General features: G+C 35.2%; 13 protein-coding genes. 7 read left to right on the top strand and 6 right to left on the bottom strand.

Annotation, left to right across the window (positions count from 1 at the left end; all coding sequences use genetic code 11):
* Positions 1-171: 171 nt before the first annotated feature.
* The gene (locus AO58_RS0115720) at positions 172-882 is read right to left on the bottom strand and encodes a hypothetical protein (protein ID WP_024982608.1); all 711 of its coding nucleotides are present in this window, start codon (positions 880-882) and stop codon (positions 172-174) included.
* A 728-nt stretch (positions 883-1,610) separates the two neighbouring features.
* On the opposite strand from AO58_RS0115720, the gene dnaK reads away from it, so the two are divergent.
* Positions 1,611-3,494, top strand: coding sequence for a molecular chaperone DnaK (gene dnaK / locus AO58_RS0115715; protein ID WP_024982607.1), 1,884 nt, complete (start codon positions 1,611-1,613; stop codon positions 3,492-3,494).
* 158 nt (positions 3,495-3,652) lie between these two features.
* Positions 3,653-4,183 carry a DUF6252 domain-containing protein gene (locus AO58_RS0115710; protein WP_024982606.1) on the top strand — a complete coding sequence of 177 codons (531 nt, stop codon included), beginning with the start codon at positions 3,653-3,655 and terminating at the stop codon, positions 4,181-4,183.
* A gap of 367 nt (positions 4,184-4,550) precedes the next feature.
* On the opposite strand, the gene AO58_RS0115705 is transcribed toward AO58_RS0115710, so the two are convergent.
* Entirely contained in the window at positions 4,551-7,106 is a 2,556-nt protein-coding gene (locus AO58_RS0115705; RefSeq protein WP_024982605.1) for a zinc-dependent metalloprotease, read from the bottom strand.
* A 324-nt stretch (positions 7,107-7,430) separates the two neighbouring features.
* Between AO58_RS0115705 and corA the strand changes: the two genes are divergently transcribed.
* The 4 genes from corA (at position 7,431) to AO58_RS0115685 (ending at position 13,314) form a co-directional block, all read left to right on the top strand.
* Positions 7,431-8,501 carry a magnesium/cobalt transporter CorA gene (gene corA, locus AO58_RS0115700; RefSeq protein ID WP_024982604.1) on the top strand — a complete coding sequence of 357 codons (1,071 nt, stop codon included), beginning with the start codon at positions 7,431-7,433 and terminating at the stop codon, positions 8,499-8,501.
* A gap of 47 nt (positions 8,502-8,548) precedes the next feature.
* Entirely contained in the window at positions 8,549-10,642 is a 2,094-nt protein-coding gene (gene pta, locus AO58_RS0115695; protein WP_024982603.1) for a phosphate acetyltransferase, read from the top strand.
* Positions 10,643-10,728: 86 nt separating this feature from the next.
* On the top strand, positions 10,729-11,925 hold the full coding sequence (locus AO58_RS0115690) for an acetate/propionate family kinase (protein WP_024982602.1): 1,197 nt from the start codon (positions 10,729-10,731) through the stop codon (positions 11,923-11,925).
* Positions 11,926-12,039: 114 nt separating this feature from the next.
* Positions 12,040-13,314 (top strand): porin, encoded by a 1,275-nt coding sequence (locus tag AO58_RS0115685; protein ID WP_024982601.1) that lies wholly within the window; start codon positions 12,040-12,042, stop codon positions 13,312-13,314.
* A 102-nt stretch (positions 13,315-13,416) separates the two neighbouring features.
* Here AO58_RS0115685 and AO58_RS0115680 read toward each other — a convergent pair whose 3' ends face one another.
* From AO58_RS0115680 to AO58_RS0115660, 4 genes are all read right to left on the bottom strand, one after another.
* The gene (locus tag AO58_RS0115680; protein WP_035717965.1) at positions 13,417-14,250 is read right to left on the bottom strand and encodes a DUF6048 family protein; all 834 of its coding nucleotides are present in this window, start codon (positions 14,248-14,250) and stop codon (positions 13,417-13,419) included.
* On the bottom strand, positions 14,216-14,755 hold the full coding sequence (locus AO58_RS0115675) for a DUF6452 family protein (RefSeq protein WP_024982599.1): 540 nt from the start codon (positions 14,753-14,755) through the stop codon (positions 14,216-14,218). The genes AO58_RS0115680 and AO58_RS0115675 overlap by 35 nt, the downstream gene beginning before the upstream one ends.
* Positions 14,756-15,253: 498 nt before the next feature.
* A complete protein-coding gene (gene rlmD / locus AO58_RS0115665; RefSeq protein ID WP_024982598.1) occupies positions 15,254-16,666 on the bottom strand; it encodes a 23S rRNA (uracil(1939)-C(5))-methyltransferase RlmD in 1,413 nt (470 codons plus the stop codon).
* A 258-nt stretch (positions 16,667-16,924) separates the two neighbouring features.
* Entirely contained in the window at positions 16,925-18,013 is a 1,089-nt protein-coding gene (locus AO58_RS0115660; protein ID WP_024982597.1) for a M42 family metallopeptidase, read from the bottom strand.
* Positions 18,014-18,093: 80 nt separating this feature from the next.
* Between AO58_RS0115660 and AO58_RS0115655 the strand changes: the two genes are divergently transcribed.
* Entirely contained in the window at positions 18,094-18,768 is a 675-nt protein-coding gene (locus AO58_RS0115655) for a DUF4294 domain-containing protein (protein ID WP_024982596.1), read from the top strand.
* The last annotated feature ends 231 nt before the right edge of the window (positions 18,769-18,999 follow it).

Raw genomic sequence — 18,999 nt, 5'->3', positions numbered from 1 at the left:
TTTTTTTTACGTTTCTTAGGTTAACAAGCCACTAATGTTATGGTACTACAGCGGGTTTGGGAACTAAATTAAGATTTATTTTTCGGTTGTCACTAAACTGCCAAATACAAAACCATTTTCCCATTAAGCCAATTGCCCAAATCCGTTGTAGCTTTTAGTGGTTGGGCTTTTTCAGCTTTCCATTTCTTCCCATTCATTTTTGTCTGGAATCATTCTTAAATTTTTAAATTCATTAAAGTCTTTAAAAAAATCAGTTCCTGGAAATCCATCAATTTCCTTTTTACCTTTCCAGGTCAAATGAATAACAGTAAACTGCTTTTCAAAGTTTTGATTTCTAACTTCAAATAAAACATCATCATCAGATTTATATTTATAAAGTGCAGAAAATTTAAAATCGGAAAGTTTATGTTTTTCTTGTTTAGGTTTTAAAAAATCAAATATAGATTTTTCTTCCAAACCGATTTCTTTACTTAATTCTTCTTCAAAACCAATTTTTTGATTTATTGTAATCTTTTCCCAAGGCTCTTCAATAAAAAGGTTGGAAGAATTTTGTAGAGAAAAAAAATCTAATACATCTCTGTCAATTCCCGCAATATCAATTCGCTTTGGTTCGGTAGGGAAATCCGGATTATCATCAAACGTATAACCACCAATTGGATAAAGAAAATAGCCATTCTCTAATTGTACATTAAATCGTAAAGAACTCCATTTTTTATAATCAGGTTTATTTGTTTTCCAAAATTTCCAAACAGATTTTTGTATGTATTTAAAATAATTTTCGGTTGGAACAAATTCTCCAAATATGCAACCCATATTTTCGTCTCCGATTTGTAAGTCGGTTGTTCCTATAAATAGTTTATTTGAATATATTTTTGCTTTCAACGTTCTCTTTTTTTAGCCTTGCCACTAATTTGTATATAAACGCTATGTAATAGCGACTATACGCCCAAAATTGGCTGGATAATCGCAGTTTTATCTCGTTTTATTGTTTTTCAAATATATACAATTTTCATTACAAATCTTTTGCTTGTTTAGGCTTTGTTGCTATTGGTTTATGGTTTGGAGTTTATGGTAGTTGTTAAAAAACACACACCCCCGACCCCTATAACTCCTTTTTGCTATTTATTTCGGAGTCGTTGAATCTTCGATTTCAAGAGGGGAGTAGTAACTGCAAAAAAAAAGGGATTTGTAATTTATAATTGGAATTTCTTCGCATAACGTTTCTAGCCCTGATGGGAGCGGCATCCTGTGGCTCTGGGGTTCAGATCCACAGATATAGCGGACAGCAGGATTAAGCTCCTAAATAGTTGTGTAATGGAGGAATATGCCCTTCGACTGCACTCAGGGTGATGTTTTTTGAATTTTGAATTTTGAATTTGAAATTTAAGAATTAGGATTTGCCCTTCGACTGCGCTCAGGGTGACGTTTTTGGGATTTTGCTTTTTGCTTTTTGCTTTTTGCTTTTTGAAAATGTCATCTTGTCATATTTTTTTCCGCCATTTTTGGGGCAAACTGACAATTTATAGACTGACATCGGCTTGGCACAGTCCTTGACTTACCGACCTCGAGTTGTTAAAACGAGTATACAATTAAAATTAAATATAGTAAAAATGGGTAAAATAATCGGAATTGATTTAGGTACGACCAACTCTTGTGTTTCTGTAATGGAAGGTAATGAAGCAGTTGTTATTCCTAACGCAGAGGGAAAAAGAACAACGCCATCTATCATCGCTTTTGTAGAAGGGGGAGAAATTAAAGTGGGTGATCCTGCAAAAAGACAAGCAGTAACTAATCCAACTAAGACTATTGCTTCTATCAAACGTTTTATGGGACACACTTTTGCTGAAACTACAGAAGAAGCAAAAAGAGTTCCTTACACAGTTGTAAAAGGGGACAACAATACACCACGTGTGGATATTGACGGTCGTTTGTACACTGCTCAAGAATTGTCAGCTATGACACTTCAAAAAATGAAAAAAACTGCTGAAGACTATTTAGGTCAAACAGTAACTGAAGCAGTTATTACTGTTCCTGCTTACTTTAACGATGCACAACGTCAGGCTACAAAAGAGGCTGGTGAAATCGCTGGTTTGAAAGTTATGCGTATCATCAACGAACCAACTGCTGCGGCTTTGGCTTACGGATTGGATAAAAAAGGAACAGATCAAAAAATTGCTGTTTACGATTTAGGTGGAGGTACTTTTGATATCTCTGTTTTGGAATTAGGAGACGGAGTTTTCGAAGTATTGTCTACTAATGGTGATACACACTTAGGTGGTGATGATTTTGACCAAGTAATCATTGACTGGTTAGCTGACGAATTCAAATCTGAAGAAGGTATTGATTTACGTTTAGACCCAATGTCATTACAACGTATCAAAGAAGCTGCTGAGAAAGCAAAAATTGAATTGTCTTCTTCTGCAGAAACTGAAATCAACTTGCCATACGTTACAGCTACAGCTTCAGGACCAAAACACTTAGTAAAAAAACTAACTAGAGCACAATTCGAAAAATTGTCTGATAGTTTAGTAAAACGTTCTATGGCTCCAGTAGCACAAGCATTGAAAGATGCAGGTTTGTCTACTTCTGACATTGACGAAGTAATCTTAGTAGGTGGTTCTACTCGTATGCCAAGAATTGCTGATGAAGTGGAGAAATTCTTTGGTAAAAAAGCTTCTAAAGGAGTTAATCCTGATGAAGTAGTAGCGATTGGAGCTGCTATTCAAGGTGGTGTATTGTCTGGAGATGTAAAAGATGTATTGTTATTAGACGTTACTCCTTTATCTTTAGGTATCGAAACTATGGGTGGTGTAATGACTACTTTGATCGAATCTAACACAACTATTCCAACTAAAAAATCACAAGTATTCTCTACTGCTGCTGATTCTCAACCAACTGTTGAAATCCACGTTTTGCAAGGAGCAAGAGCAATGGCTGCTGATAACAAAACAATCGGTCGTTTCCACTTAGATGGAATTCCACCAGCACCAAGAGGTGTTCCTCAAATTGAAGTTACTTTTGATATTGATGCCAATGGTATCATCAAAGTATCGGCTACTGACAAAGGAACTGGTAAATCTCATGACATTCGTATCGAAGCTTCTTCTGGATTAACAGCTGAAGAAATCGAGAAAATGAAAAAAGATGCTGAAGCTAACGCTGAATCAGATAAAATCGCTAGAGAAAGAGCTGAGAAATTGAACGAAGCAGATGGAATGATCTTCCAAACTGAGTCTCAATTGAAAGAACTTGGAGATAAATTATCTGACGATAACAAAGTGGCTGTAGAGTACGCTTTAACTGAATTGAGAATGGCGCACCAATCTCAAGACATTCCAGCTATTCAAACTGCTTTGGATAACATCAACGCTGCTTGGAAAAAAGCAACTGAAGCGATGTATGCTCAAGGTGAACAAGGTCAAGCTGCTGCTGAGCCACAAGCTCAAGCACAGGGAGATAATGTTGAAGACGTTGACTTCGAAGAAGTTAAGTAAGTATTAAGTACTTTGTACTAAGTATTGAGATAAAACCGAGTCAGAAATGGCTCGGTTTTTTTTGTTTCATTTTTTATATATTAGTAGGTTATTTCCTATAATTCATCTTGTTTTTTCAAAATAATAATCTTTTTTTTGTTAAAGTAAATTTATTAGAAATGAAAAAATATATTGGAATGGGTTTGGTCATTATGACCTTGTTTTTTGTAGGCTGTAGTGCTGAAGACTCTTCAGATGATACTACATCGGGAACCATAACGGCAACGATTAACGGAACGCCTTGGAAAGGGGCAAAGATTGTTAATGTTTCTTTGATGCAAGTAAATTCTATTGGAGAGCAGCGATTTGATATCAGTGCTCAAGATGGTAAACAAATGCTGTCATTAGCCTTTTCAAGCGAGTTAACTACCAAAGGAATGCCTGTTCGTACTTATTCGTTTGATCATGATGATGCGTTATTTTTAAATACCTATCTGATAGGGAATAGTACGTTTACCGAGCATTCTCCAGTTAGTGGTCAATTAAGCATTACGGCTATGGATGCGGATAAAAAAACAATCTCAGGGACCTTTAGTTTTCAAAATGAGAAAGTAGGTACCTTACAAACAGAAATTGTAACTCCTGAGATGGTAAATGTAACGGAAGGGTTTTTTACCAATCTAAGCTACAAAGTGATAACGGAAAAGTAATCTACTTTTTGGCAATGAGAACCGAGTCAGTAATGACTCGTTTTTTTTGTGACCTAGACTCAGATTTTGATGCATATGTTTTGCTTTTGATTATGTAGAAAAAGGAAAAGTAATACAATTTTTATTTCAATATAGTCTTATCGTTTTTTTTGTCATATTGAGTGCAGTCGAGATACAACGAGGGTTCTCGACTGCACTCGAACTGATACAATGGACTATTTTATAGTTTTCTGTAAGGTCTTTTTTTTGACTTTGTAGGCATCAGAATTCAAAATAAAAACCTACAGGTTTTAACTATTTGATATCCTACAAAAAAAAGTCTCGCTGTAAAACGAGACCTTTTGATATTCAACTAAAATGGTACTTGTTATTTTGGATTCAAAGCACTATCGATTCGAGCTACTAAGTCCAATAAATGGAATTTACTCAAACGATCCATTCTTGCTGCAGCCACTTTCATTTCATTTTTCAATCCTACCAATTGTCCTCTAGCGATAGAAGGCAAATCGGTTTGGGCTAAATTTACAGTTCTTGAATTCATACCGTAAGCCGCACCTACACTGTTAGAACGTACTACTGCATTGCCTGGTTTTAGCATAGCAATTACTTTATCCACATACAGTTTTTGGATGTTTCTGCGGTAAATGTCTATTTTGGCACCGCCAGCTAATTCTGAGAAGATTCCTTTTTTCAAGTCGGTCATTAATTCATCTACAGAATAGTTTTCTGGGTTCATAGCTGCGGTTTCCATCAAACGCACCATTCTGTCTCCAGCCAATAAGTTAGAAAGGGTTCCGTCTTGCATTGCTTTGATGGCTTCTACACCACTTTCTGGACTAATTTTAGATAAAACGTTAGTATCTAGTAACCATTTTGGTGTAGCAAATAATTGAGTGTTCAAGAAGGTAACCGCTTCTTTTTGGATGCTTTTTGGAACAACTTCAAATTGGTTGCCAGACATGTCATAGGTTTTTGGTGTGTCATAAATACCACCTACGTTTTTGGTCACGTGTCCCATATAGCGTCTGAATTGTCCCGTCAAAGCATTGTACATTTCTTCTAGTTCTGAATAGCTTTCTCCTTTTTCGGCACTCCAAATGATTAAGTTTGGTAAAATGCGTTTTAAGTTTTTGATTCCGTATGCAGAAGCTTTCATAGCATTGTCACCAATGTCTTCTGTTTGGTATCTTGGGTCATAAGGACTAGCCTCTGTTCCAAACCACAAACGACGGTTTTTGTAGGCTTCTTTGGTCATCTCATTCAATAGAGCTTTTTCTGCTTTTTCATCTTTGGCGTCAGCAAAATAAGAATACCCCCATTTGATAGCCCATTTGTCATAATCACCAATTCTTGGGAATAAGTGTTTTACGCCGTCTTCTGGCTGTGCTACGTAGTTGAAACGCGCATAATCCATAATAGAAGAAGTGTGACCATTCTTTTCTTGGAAAGCAGCATCTCTAAGTTTTTCTACTGGAGTAGCGGTACTTGCTCCCATATTGTGACGTAAACCTAAAGTATGTCCTACTTCGTGAGAAGAAACAAAACGAATCAATTCGCCCATTAGGTTGTCATCAAATTGTTTTTTTCTTGCCGCCGGATCAACCGCAGCAGTTTGAATTAAATACCAGTTTCTCAACAAACTCATGATGTTGTGGTACCATCCGATATGGCTTTCTAAGATTTCACCTGATCTTGGGTCATGTACGTTTGGTCCATAGGCATTTTGGATATCAGCAGCAAAATAACGTAGTACTGAAAAACGCGCATCTTCTAAGCTCATCGTTGGATCATTCTCTGGCCAATATTCACCACGAATAGCGTTTTTCCAACCTGCTGCTTCAAAAGCTACTTGCCAGTCGTCAATTCCTTGTTTGATGAATTTTCTCCATTTGATTGGAGTAGCAGGGTCGATATAGTACACGATTGGTTTTTTCGGTTCGATCAATTCGCCTCTTTTTTGTTTGGCAGCATCATCGGCGTTTTTAGGTTCTAATTTCCAGCGAACAGCAAAAATTTCGGTATCCGATTTTTGAGATTCTTCTTCAAAAACATCAATTTGGTTGGCAAAGAAACCTACACGAGCATCGAAAGTTCTTTTGCGCATAGGTACTTTTGGTAACAACAACATCGAAGTATTCAATTCAATAGTCACCACTCCTGCATCCAAACCAGCAGGTAAATTGGTTCCAATTCTAGGTGTTGGATTCAACGATAACTGTGGTGCAGTAGTAGCGTACGTTTTTACGGTTTTGATTTCAACATTAATTGGGTAACTGCTCATTTTTTGAATAAAAGAGCGGTCTTTTTGAAACCCTTGAATATTGAGTAATTGTTTTTTGATAGGGTCCAAAGAGAAAGTTTGTACATCCGATTCAAATGTTGGCGTTACATCAATTACATAACCTGTAGTTTCTTTTCCTTCTTTTTTGAAGGCTAAAATTTCATAGTTACCAATAATTGGGTCTGCTGATGAATTTTTTACTGCTTGAGCAATAGGTTTGTCTTCATCTGGTGAAGTAATTACGTGTGTAATAGAGCGTAACAAAAGGTTGTTATTCAAACCTTTTTCCCATTTGATGACTTGACGATTTACTTCTTCACCTCCAAAAACACCTCCACCAGCTGGAGTTTTAGAATAACGGGTGATCGTCATGATTTCTTTTCCAATAAGCGTATCGTTGATTTCAAACAAAAACTTGTTGTCGCTTGTTTTGTGAATATTGAAAAGTCCTTTTTGAGTAACTGCCGTGGAGTCGACTACTTTGTTATACGGTTTAGGTCCTTTTTTTTCAGACTCCTTTTTGTCAAGAGCCGTAGTGAGTTTTTTTTCGGCCTCTTTCTTTTTCTTGTTTTGAGCTAAGGATATTTCGCTACAGCATAATAACATAGCAACACATAATAGTAAGCTTTTGGTTTTTAACATATTTATTGAATTTTTAGCGATAAGAGAATAATAGTGAATTTTTGATAATTCTAGTTTGAATATTGTATAATGAATTTCAAACATATGAAAAATAATCAGTAATGAATGTAATATGTTGGTATAAATTTAAATATTTAACCATCGTTCAAGGGAATCATAAAATATACTTAAACCTGATTTTTCTCATAAATCCTCTGCCTTTTTTTAGTTATTTTTGTGTAGTTATAATTTTCATGCCCTTTGGAGGGTGATGAATTTTTAAAATTCTCATAATCAATCAATTATTCATTTGTTTTTCGTAATATTACTATTTTATTTTATTGGATGAGAAAAATTAAATACCGAAAAGGACGACGAATTCAACCCAATAATTTGGAGTATACAGGGATTTATAAAAATAATGAATCCGAGATACAGCTTTTTGTATACGATGCGGTTGGTTATTCAGAGCACATTGATTTTCAGGTAAATGATTTGAAAAAAACGATGAATACTTCCAAAAATAATTGGTTGAATTTACATGGTTTGAATAATTTAGAACTGATAAAAGAAATTGGACATTTTTTTACCATTGACCATTACGTTTTGTCGGATATACTAAACACTTCTAGACGAACGAAGCTGGAGGAAACTAACGAGCAGTTATTCTTTAATATCAAATCAATTTTACCTACTGATCAATCGGATAATATTTCAGTAGAACAAATTAGCTTTTTACTACAAGAAGGTGTTTTGATTTCTTTTCAGGAAAAGCGTTCTGATTTCTTTGCACATATTCGTGAAAGGATACGACACAACTCCTTTAATTTAAAAAATAAAAAAGTAGATTATCTTTTGTACATTTTATTGGATGCTGTAATGGAAAACTTTTACATCACCATCGAAAATGAAGAGGAAAAATTAGAAGAACTTATCGTGCTTTCTAAAACGAGTGCCAGTCCACTTATTTTAGAAAGAATTGAAAAACATCGTGATAATTTTAACTTTTTAAAGCGAGCGATCATTCCGCTAAGAGACTCCCTTTTTGATATTAAAAGCATAAAAGAGGAATCTATGTTTAATGTCATTCAACCCGATAGTTTCGTGTTTTTTTCCCGTTTACATCAAAAAACGTTAGAGCTACTTGAACAGATTGATGCTGATATGGGATTATTAGAGAGTGCTTCCAATTTTTTCTTCACCACGCAATCTCATAAAATGAATGAAATTATGAAAACATTGACTATAATTTCTGCAATTTTTATTCCTCTCACATTTATAGTTGGAATATACGGTATGAATTTTGAAAACATGCCCGAATTAAGCTATCAGAATGGTTATTACTATGTATTGATATTGATGCTGTTACTAGTAATTGGAATGGTTTTATATTTTAAAAAAAAGCAATGGTTTTAATCAACACAAATAATTTAAATAAAAAATAAGCGTAAAATAACTTAATTATGAATAAAGCAATATATATAGCTACAAGTGAGCAAAACTGTGGTAAATCTATTATAAGTTTGGGGTTAATGCAAATTTTAATGGGTAAGACCGCTCGTGTTGGGTATTTCAGACCTATTATTGAAGATTTTGAAGAAGGTAAATTTGATAACCATATCGAAACGGTGATATCTCATTTTGGTTTGGATATGAAGGTTGAAGAGGCTTATGCATTTACCAAAAGTAAATTAATCAAAAAGAAAAATAAAGGCAAAATAGGAGAGGTACTAGATGTTATCATCGAAAAATTTAAAAAATTAGAAGAGAAATATGATTTTGTACTGGTTGAAGGCACAAGTTTTATTGGAGAAGGTACCGCTATTGAATTAGGAATAAATGTACTTATTGCTAAAAATTTAGGGATTCCAACCATCATTATCGGGTCTGGAGTGGGAAAAACACTCGATGAATTGGTAGATAGTTTGTACTTAGCTTATGATACTTTTAAAGTAAAAGATGTAGAAGTAATATCCGTTATTGCCAATAAAGTGCAACCTGAAAATATTGAAATGGTTTCAAGTGCACTAAGTAAACATTTACCAAGTTCGGTTTTGGTAAATACCATTCCAATAGTGGCTAGTTTGCACAACCCAACGGTTCAAGAAATTGTTAACGAAATAGGAGCAAAAGTTCTTTTTGGAAAAGAATATTTAAACAATCAGGCCGGAAGCTATAGTATTGGAGCGATGCAATTGCCTAATTATTTATTGCATTTAAAAGACAATGCGCTTATTATTACTCCTGGAGATAGAGCTGATATTATTTTAGGGGCGCTTCAAGCCAATGAATCTGCAAATTATCCATCGGTAGCTGGAATCGTTTTAACTGGGAATTTAATGCCTGAAGAAAGTATTTTGCAATTAATAGAAGGACTTTCAACTGTGGTTCCAATTCTGACTGTACCAGGAGGAACCTACAATGTTTCTAATCAAATTGGTGCGATCAAGTCTAAGATTTATGCCAATAATACTCAGAAAATTGAAACCTCAATTGCTACTTTCGAAGAATATGTAAATGTAGATGCCTTGGCAGAGAAGTTTACTGCATTCGAATCTAGTGGTTTGACACCCAAAATGTTTCAATATAATTTGGTTAAAAGAGCCAAAAAAATTCGTAAGCATATTGTTTTACCAGAAGGTAATGATGATCGAATTTTGACCGCAGCATCACGTTTGCAATTGATGAATGTGGTAGATATTACCATTATTGGTAATAAAAAACAAATCGAAGCAAGAGTACTCGAATTAGGTTTGGATCTTGATTTTGATAAAGTATCGATCATTTTACCTAAAGAATCTGAGCATTATGAAGAGTATGTAAATACGTATTTTGAACTTCGAAAAGCTAAAAATATCTCTATTACCACTGCTAGAGATTTAATGGAAGATGTGTCTTATTTTGGGACCATGATGGTGTACAAAGGACACGCTGACGGAATGGTATCTGGAGCTGCGCATACAACTCAACATACTATTTTGCCAGCACTACAATTTATTAAAACCAAACCCAATTCATCGGTAGTTTCTTCTGTATTCTTCATGTGTCTTGAGGATCGTGTGTCTGTTTTTGGGGATTGTGCTATTAACCCAAATCCAACAGCAGAACAATTAGCTGAAATCGCCATTTCATCTGCTGATACGAGTAAAGCTTTTGGTATAGATCCTAAAGTAGCCATGTTATCTTATTCTTCTGGAACTTCAGGGAAAGGGGATGAAGTGGAAAAAGTGAGAGCTGCAACTGAAATAGTAAAAGCAAAACGACCTGATATTAACATCGAAGGGCCTATTCAATATGATGCTGCCGTAGATATGAATGTAGGAAAAAGCAAAATGCCTGATTCAAAAGTAGCTGGCCAAGCAAGTGTATTGATCTTCCCTGATTTGAATACAGGTAATAATACGTACAAAGCAGTACAAAGAGAAACAGGGGCTTTGGCTATTGGGCCAATGTTACAAGGTCTAAACAAACCAGTAAACGATTTGAGTAGAGGTTGTACTGTAGATGACATTATCAATACAGTGGTGATCACTGCAATTCAAGCGCAAGACTTTTAGGCAAACTGACGATTTCAAAATAGTATTCAAGTGCTATTTCGACGCATTTTTCAATTTAAAAACAAAAAAAATTAAAACGTAAATAAATGAAAGTAGTAATTATTAATTCAGGAAGCTCTTCAATAAAATACCAATTGATAGAAATGCCCGAGCAAAAAGTGATTTGTTCAGGAATGATTGACCGTATCGGATTGGATACTTCTAATTTGACGTACACTACAGACGCCAATAAAATTGTAGAGTCATTGCCTATTGCCAATCATAAAATTGGGTTACAAAAAATTGCTCAATTATTAATGGATGACAAAGTAGGAGTTATTCAATCTACTTCCGAAATTAAAGCAGTTGGACATAGAGTAGTTCACGGGGGAAGCTCTTTTTCAAATACCGTAGAAATCACCAATGAAGTAAAAGAACAAATTCGTCAATTGATCGAATTAGCACCATTACACAATCCTGCAAATTTAGAAGGAATTGTAGTAGCAGAACAAATATTTGAATCAGCTAAACAAGTGGCTGTTTTTGATACCGCTTTTCATCAAACGATGCCTGTTGAAGCTTATAAATATGCGATTCCAAATTATTTATTGTCGGAAAATAAAATTCGTGCCTATGGATTTCACGGAACAAGCCATAAGTATGTTTCAGAAAAAGCGATTGAATATTTGACTCAAAAAGCCAATCATAAAGCCGATAAAATCATAACGATTCACTTAGGAAACGGTTGTAGTATGACTGCAATTAAAGAAGGAAAAAGTATCGATCATACCCTTGGATTTGGTCCAATGAATGGGTTAGTGATGGGGACTCGTAGCGGTGATGTGGATCCTTCTGTAATATTTTATTTGATTAAATCGTTAGGCTATTCTGCCGATGAAGTGAATGCTTTATTGCAAAAACAAAGTGGTATGTTGGGGCTAACGGGTTACAGTGACTTGAGAGATATTGAAAGTAATGCAGAAGAAGGTAACAAAGAATGTCAATTGGCCTTAGCCATGAATGCATACCGAATAAAAAAATTCATCGGCGCCTATGCTGCGGTTTTAAATGGTTTAGATGCTATTATTTTTACCGCTGGAATTGGTGAAAACTCAGATGTGATTAGAAGATTAGTGTGTGAGGACATGGATTATTTTGGTTTGGAATTAGATCAAGAAAAAAACAGTACGCGTTCTAAAGAAATCAGAGAAATTAATACGCCAAACGCCAAAACTAAAATACTTGTAATTCCTACCAACGAAGAAGTAGAAATTGCCAATCAAGTATTTGATTTACTGAACTAATGCTGTAAACTTCAGATAAGGTTGATAAATTTTGGTTTTTGAATTGGGGTATTTTGTGTGTTAAAAGCGGAAATGCTGTTTTAATTTTAAATATTTTTGCAAAAAAATTAACGTATGATTTCACACCCATTTACCAAAGCGATGAGTTGTAAGTGCAGCTCTTTTAAGCTTGTTTTTTTCTTTTTGCTGTTGCTGTTGAATTTTCAATCGTATGGTCAAAAAGATTTGTTTAAAAAAAGTAAGGAAAACAATGACTTAAAATTATCAACCTTACCTTATTATAGTTTTGGTAAAGGTATTGGAATCACTTCTCCCGATAGTTTGTATCAGTTAAACATTCGATTTAGAATGCAAAACAGAATAAGCTATATGGACAATGAAGGAGGCGATAGTGGATATGACGCACAAGTACGAAGATTACGTTTACGTTTTGATGGCTTTATTGGTTCGCCCAAAATTTTATATGCCATTCAGTTATCTTTTGCTCCAGGGGATGTTGGTGAGATAGTGGAAGGAGAAAATTTAAATGTGATTCGTGATGCCGTTTTGATGTATCGACCTAATAAAAATTGGAATTTCAGTTTTGGTCAAACAAAATTGCCAGGCAATCGTCAGCGTGTAAATTCTTCAGGGGCATTACAATTAACGGATAGAACTATCAATAATGCCAAATTTACAATTGATCGTGATTTTGGATTTCAAATTCATAATCTTCACGAACATGAAGATCGTTTTTCCTATAACTTAAAAGGTGCTGTAAGTACCGGAGAAGGTAGAAATGTAACCGACAAAGTGGACCAAGGAGTAGCTTTAACTGGAAAAGTAGAGCTATTCCCTTTCGGTTCCTTTCTTCGTGATGGGACTACTTTTGAAGGGGATTTGATGCGAGAAAAACGCCCTAAATTGTTGCTTTCAGGCGCTTTTCAGCAAAATAATAATGCACAGCGAACACAAGGGCAGTTAGGTAGTGATTTATTTGAAAAGAGAACGATGCAATCTGTTCTATTAGACATGATGTTCAAATACAATGGTTGGGCTGCCATGACCAGTTATATGTCTAGAACTACAGATCAAAATGCAGTCACGGTAAATCCGTTAGATAGCAGTCAAAAAAAATATGTGTTTGTAGGACATGGTTTTGATTACCAATTGAGCTATTGTTTTCCATCGAATTATGAAGTTATCGGACGCTATTCTACTCAAAATGTGGGGAAAGATATCCAAGCGTTAACGCCAAATACGCAACAGTTCAGTTTAGGAGTGACCCGATATTTTTGGCAACATACTTTTAAATTACAAAGTGAGATTAATTATGACACCTTGACTTATTTTAACGGACAAACCAAAAACAATTGGTATTTGCGTTTTCAAGTAGAAATAGGAATTTAAGGTTCCGTATGAATTATATATATAAACAAGAAGCGCTTTTTCCTTGAGAGAAAGCGCTTCTTGTTTTATAACTAGGTACTATTGAGTAATTGTTACTGCTGTCTACTTTTGTTTTTTTGTTTTTTCCTTTTCAGAAAGCTCGTTTGGAATAATTTTTTTCTTGTAAATTGGAATGAAGTACGAAACGGTATAGTTGAAACCTACTCCAAAATCACCATCATAAGTTCTGTTAAAGCCTGGTATATATAAATTTTCGAAATCACTAGGCTCTTTATTGGTAATAATTCTATTCAATCGTAAGCTGAATCCCATAAATACGTTATTGAATACCTTAGCTTTAATACCCGCTACGACTTCAATCCATGAAGCCGATAAACCACTATAATTTTTCCCTGAGAGTATTGGTGGATTTTCTCCCCAATACGAATTTGGATTATAGATTTTGTAACTGTTCAATTCTTGGCTAAAGGTTGAAAATCCTCCACGTAAACCTATAGAAATGATGTTTTCCATATCCAACCAATTTTCATAAAAATTATAGTCAAAGCCTGCTTTCAGATAGGTTCCTTTGGCCGTAGATGTCAATCGATCATCTTCGGTGGTTTTGTTTTCTGATCCTAATTCAGCTGCCAAATAATATTTTTTGGTCAATCTATAATCTCCTGTCAACTCTATTCCTTTGTAATTACTGTCATAGAGTCCTCTGGTCAATTTATATAAGTCAACACCAACTCGCAAACCATAGCGATTGGTTTTTGTGGGGATGCTATCTGTTGTTTTTTTTACTGGAAGTTTTTCTACTTCTTGAGTAGGTTTGGCTGGTAGAATATTGTTTGCTTTTGGTGGAGTAGGAGTGGTTTCTTGTGCTTGAGTGATTAACAAAGAAAATAGCAAGCAACTACTAAAAATAAATCGCAAGGTGTGTTTCTTTTTCATCGTTGATATTGGTTTTTTGTAGGGATACAACTTTCATCCATTTTTGATCAATTACGGTTCCGTCAGTATGTTCAAATGGCTTTTGAATATCCATCACAAACAAGGTTTTAAAACCACACGCTCTTGAAACATAAACTTCATTGGTGGTATAATTGAACTTCAAGACATCGGTATTGATGAATATAGGGTTCGAATTTCCGGAATTTAAAATAAAATTAAAGGTGGTGGTGGTAGCATTTGTTTTCAGTGGAAGTGAGATCTTATTTCCATTGAATAAGTATTTTGAATCCCCTGTGGCGTTAGGATTAAAAATAATTCCATCAGTCATCCCTTCTCCAATAACTTTCAAATTCGTCACACTTTTTTTGACATTTGGATTGTTGATGTCAGAGAATTCTATAACCAATCTAGGAGTCGTGGGTGTATTGGCGTCGCAAATATCATCTTTTTCACAACTCGAAAAAGAGAAACAAAATACCAACAGTAAAAGTGTTATTTTTTTCATTTAAAACTATTTATTTATAAGGCTAAGTTTTTTAAAATTAGATTATTTTTTTACCACATAGAGACATAGAATTTATAGTCTTTAAAAGAAGTAATAGACGTTTTACTATTCACATAGTTTTCTATGTTTGAAATAGCGCTATTTCTATTTATTCTTTGTTCATAAGCATTAATCTATGATTCTATGTGGTTAATTTTTTATTTTATTTGAATTTCATACCCAACGGATATTTATTATGATTTAAAATCAGCGTCAATCTTATATGCCCTTCAACACCTTCTATGGTTTAAAAAAACCTAACCGCAAAGCACGCAAAGAAAAATCTTTATATGCCCTTCAATCCCTTCTATGGTTTCAAAACACTCCAGCCATTAAAAGAAACTCAAATGACTTATATGTTTAAATAAATTAACCACAAACCTTATATGCCCTTCAATGCCTTATATGGTTTCCAAACACTCCAACCACAAAAACTCAAATGACTTCTATGTTTAAATATTAACGACGTTCCAATAACACCACATTCTCCACATGATGCGTTTGCGGAAACATATCCACTGGTCGAACGCGTGTCACTTTGTACTTCTCATCCATCAAAGCCAAATCACGAGCTTGTGTTGCCGAGTTACAACTCACATACACCACTTTTTGAGGCTCAATTTTCAAGATTTGATCAATAACCGCCGCGTGCATTCCGTCTCTTGGTGGATCGGTGATGATTACGTCTGGTTTACCGTGTTGCGCGATAAAAGCTTCGTTGAACACCACTTTCATATCTCCTACAAAGAACTCACAATTCGTGATATTATTTCGTTCGGCGTTGGCTTTGGCGTCTTTAATCGCTTCGGGCACACTTTCAACACCAATCACTTTTTTGGCTTTTTTCGATACAAACTGAGCGATAGTTCCTGTTCCTGTGTACAAATCATACACCGTTTCGTTACCAGTCAAACCTGCGAAATCTCTTGTGATTTTATATAGCTCGTAGGCTTGATCCGAGTTGGTTTGGTAAAACGACTTAGCGTTGATACTAAATTTCAAGCCTTCCATTTCTTCCAAAATGTAATCACGTCCTTTGTACAGCTGAATGTTCGTATCGTATAACGTATCGTTTGCTTTGTTGTTAATCACGTATTGTAGAGAAGTAATCTGCGGAAATTTGGCATACAAATGATCCAACAACAACTCTCTATTGGCTTGATCGTCTTCAAAAAACTGAATCAACACCATAATTTCGCCAGTCGAAGCCGTGCGCAACATAAGCGTACGCAACAAGCCTTCGTGCGCTCTTGGGTTAAAGAACGTCAAACCGTTTGCATTGGCAAATTCACGCACTTCGTTGCGAATGGAGTTCGAAGGGTCTTCTTGCAAATGACATTTATTGATATCTAGAATTTTGTCCCACATTTTCGGAATATGAAAACCCAAGGCATTTTTATTGTCCAATTCCTCGCTGCTTCCTATCTCGGCTTCGGTGAGCCAACGGCTGTTCGAAAACGAAAACTCCATTTTGTTGCGGTAGAAAAACTGTTTTTCAGAACCTAAAATCGGTTCGAAATCCGGTAATTCAATTTTGCCAATACGTTGCAGGTGGTTTTTTACCTCGTTGTGTTTAAAAAACAATTGCTGGCTGTACTTCATATTTTGCCATTTGCAACCGCCACACACCCCAAAATGCTCACAAATTGGGTCAACGCGGTGTTCCGAGAACTCGTGAAACTTCACGGCTTTGCCTTCGTAATAGGCTTTTCTTTTCTTGAACGTTTGCACATCTACCACGTCGCCAGGCACGACATTCGAGATGAATACTACTTTTCCGTCGGGTGCTTTTGCTACCGATACGCCTTTTGCTCCAGCATCAAGGACTTTTATCTGATGGAAGACAATCTTGTCTGTGTTTTTCTTTGCCATGGCGCAAAAATAAGCCTTTGAAATGTTTTACAAATTCAATTTTAGATTTTTTTTTAAAACGTTTGTTTTTTAGCGCACTACATTTTTGTTTTTTATTGCTTTAGGTTCTTTGAAATGTACTTTAAATCAATGTGGTAGTTTGTGTTGTTTCTTTTTCTATTAATGATTATTAGGCGTAAAAGGGGAGTAGTCTCTAAAAAAAAAGGACACTCTATTGTTTTAATGAGTATCCTTCTTTATATGTATTATGTATTCCGTTTATTTAAAATAGGAAAAAGTCTCGTTGTTTTCAATTTTCAACAAAGTTTCATAAATCAATTGAATCACGTGTTCAACGTCACTGCGATGTACCATTTCTACAGTAGTATGCATATAACGTAGTGGTAACGAAATCAACGCCGAGGCTACACCACCATTACTGTAGGCAAAAGCATCAGTGTCTGTTCCAGTTACACGTGAAGAGGCTAAACGCTGAAAAGGAATCCCTTTTTCTGAAGCAGTATCCAAGATGAGTTCTCTTAGATTGTTTTGAACTGCAGGTGCATAAGTTATTACTGGACCAAGACCAATTTTGGTTTCTCCTTCAATCTTTTTATCAATCATAGGCGTGGTCGAATCATGACAAACATCAGTAACAATGGCTACATTCGGTTTAATAGTTTGCGTGATCATTTCAGCACCTCTTAATCCTACTTCTTCCTGAACGGCATTGGTGATGTAAAGACCAAATGGAAGCTTCTTCTTGTTTTCGTGCAAAAGTCTTGCGACTTCGGCAATCATAAACCCGCCCATTCGGTTATCAATAGCGCGACACACAAATTTATTGTCATTCATAATCATGAATTCGTCTGGGTAAGTAATAACGCAGCCCACATGAACTCCTAATTTTTCTACTTCTTCTTTGGTGTCGCAACCCAAATCGATAAAGATGTTGCTCGTTTTTGGGTTTTCTTCTTTGTCTCGATTACGAGTGTGTATTGCGGGCCAACCAAAAACACCTTTTACAATCCCTTTCTTGGTATGAATATTTACTCGTTTTGAAGGTGCAATTTGATGATCTGATCCACCATTGCGAATGACATATACCAATCCATCTTCGGTAATGTAATTAACATACCAAGCAATTTCATCGGCATGTCCTTCAATAACTACCTTAAAAGGAGCATCAGGATTTATGATTCCTACAGCAGTTCCGTAGGTGTCCGTAATAAAAGTATCTACATAAGGAGTTAGGTACTCCATCCAAATTTTTTGCCCCTCAGATTCAAAGCCGGTAGGCGAAGCGTTATTTAAATATTTTTCTAAAAAAACCAGCGAAGCGCTATTTAATATTGATCCTGAACTCATAATAATTATTTTTTGCTAAATTATAAATTTGGCATCAGACTTGCGTATAAATTTATAATTTTGAATTATAAATTTTACCCATGAACCGAATTGTATTTTTTTTGTGTTTCTTTTGTTTTGTTCAAGCATTGCAAGCACAAGTTGTTACCAAAGAGCCCTCAAAATCTGACCTTAATCTAATTGAAAACGACAGCGTACTGGCTGATACCATTCTGCTTCCTGAGATAATTATCAGTAAAGAAAGGCTAAGTCTTGAGGATAAAAAACAATTCCTGATTTTACAAAATAGAGTATATAAGGCTTATCCATATGCTAAATTAGCTTCTGAACGATTAGTAGCGCTTCGAAAAGGAATGTCTCTTTTAAAGACAAACAAAGAAAAAAAGAAGTATTTCAAAATCGTTGAAGACTATTTAACGAATGAATTTGAAGAGAAGTTAAAAAAGCTTTCCAGAAAACAAGGGCAAATACTTGTAAAACTAATCCATAGACAAACAGGTGTTACTACTTATGAGTTGGTTTCTGACTTGAAAAGCGGTTGGAAAGCATTTTGGGCCAATACCACCGCTCGTGTTTTTGATATTAATTTAAAAACTAAATACCAACCTTTCGAGGTAAACGAAGACTTTTTGATAGAAACGATTTTGGTTCGTGCTTTTGAATCGGGTCGTCTGCAAAATCAACCGCCTGCTTCTCCTGTAGATTACGGAATACTTAATGAATCTTGGCAGGCAAAAGCAAGTAAATCCCAATAGAGTATTTTATGTGTAATAAATTTAGCTGTCTCTGGGCAGCTTTTTTTATTCTTTTCTATATCAACATTTGCATTTCTCCAGTTCGCGCAATTCGTTATGAATAATATTTGGGCGTTCTCCTTATATATAGAGAGATTTAGTTTTAAGCCAGAAGTTTGGTGGTACTATATATAAGGAGCCGGGCTATCCGCTACAAGTCCTCGACTAGTTTCGTTGTCACTACACTAGTCT

The sequence above is a fragment of the Flavobacterium succinicans LMG 10402 genome (genome assembly GCF_000611675.1).
Taxonomy (GTDB): Bacteria; Bacteroidota; Bacteroidia; order Flavobacteriales; family Flavobacteriaceae; genus Flavobacterium; species Flavobacterium succinicans.
The sequence above is the reverse complement of the archived record's forward strand: the minus strand, read 5'-3'. Positions and strand labels throughout refer to the sequence as shown.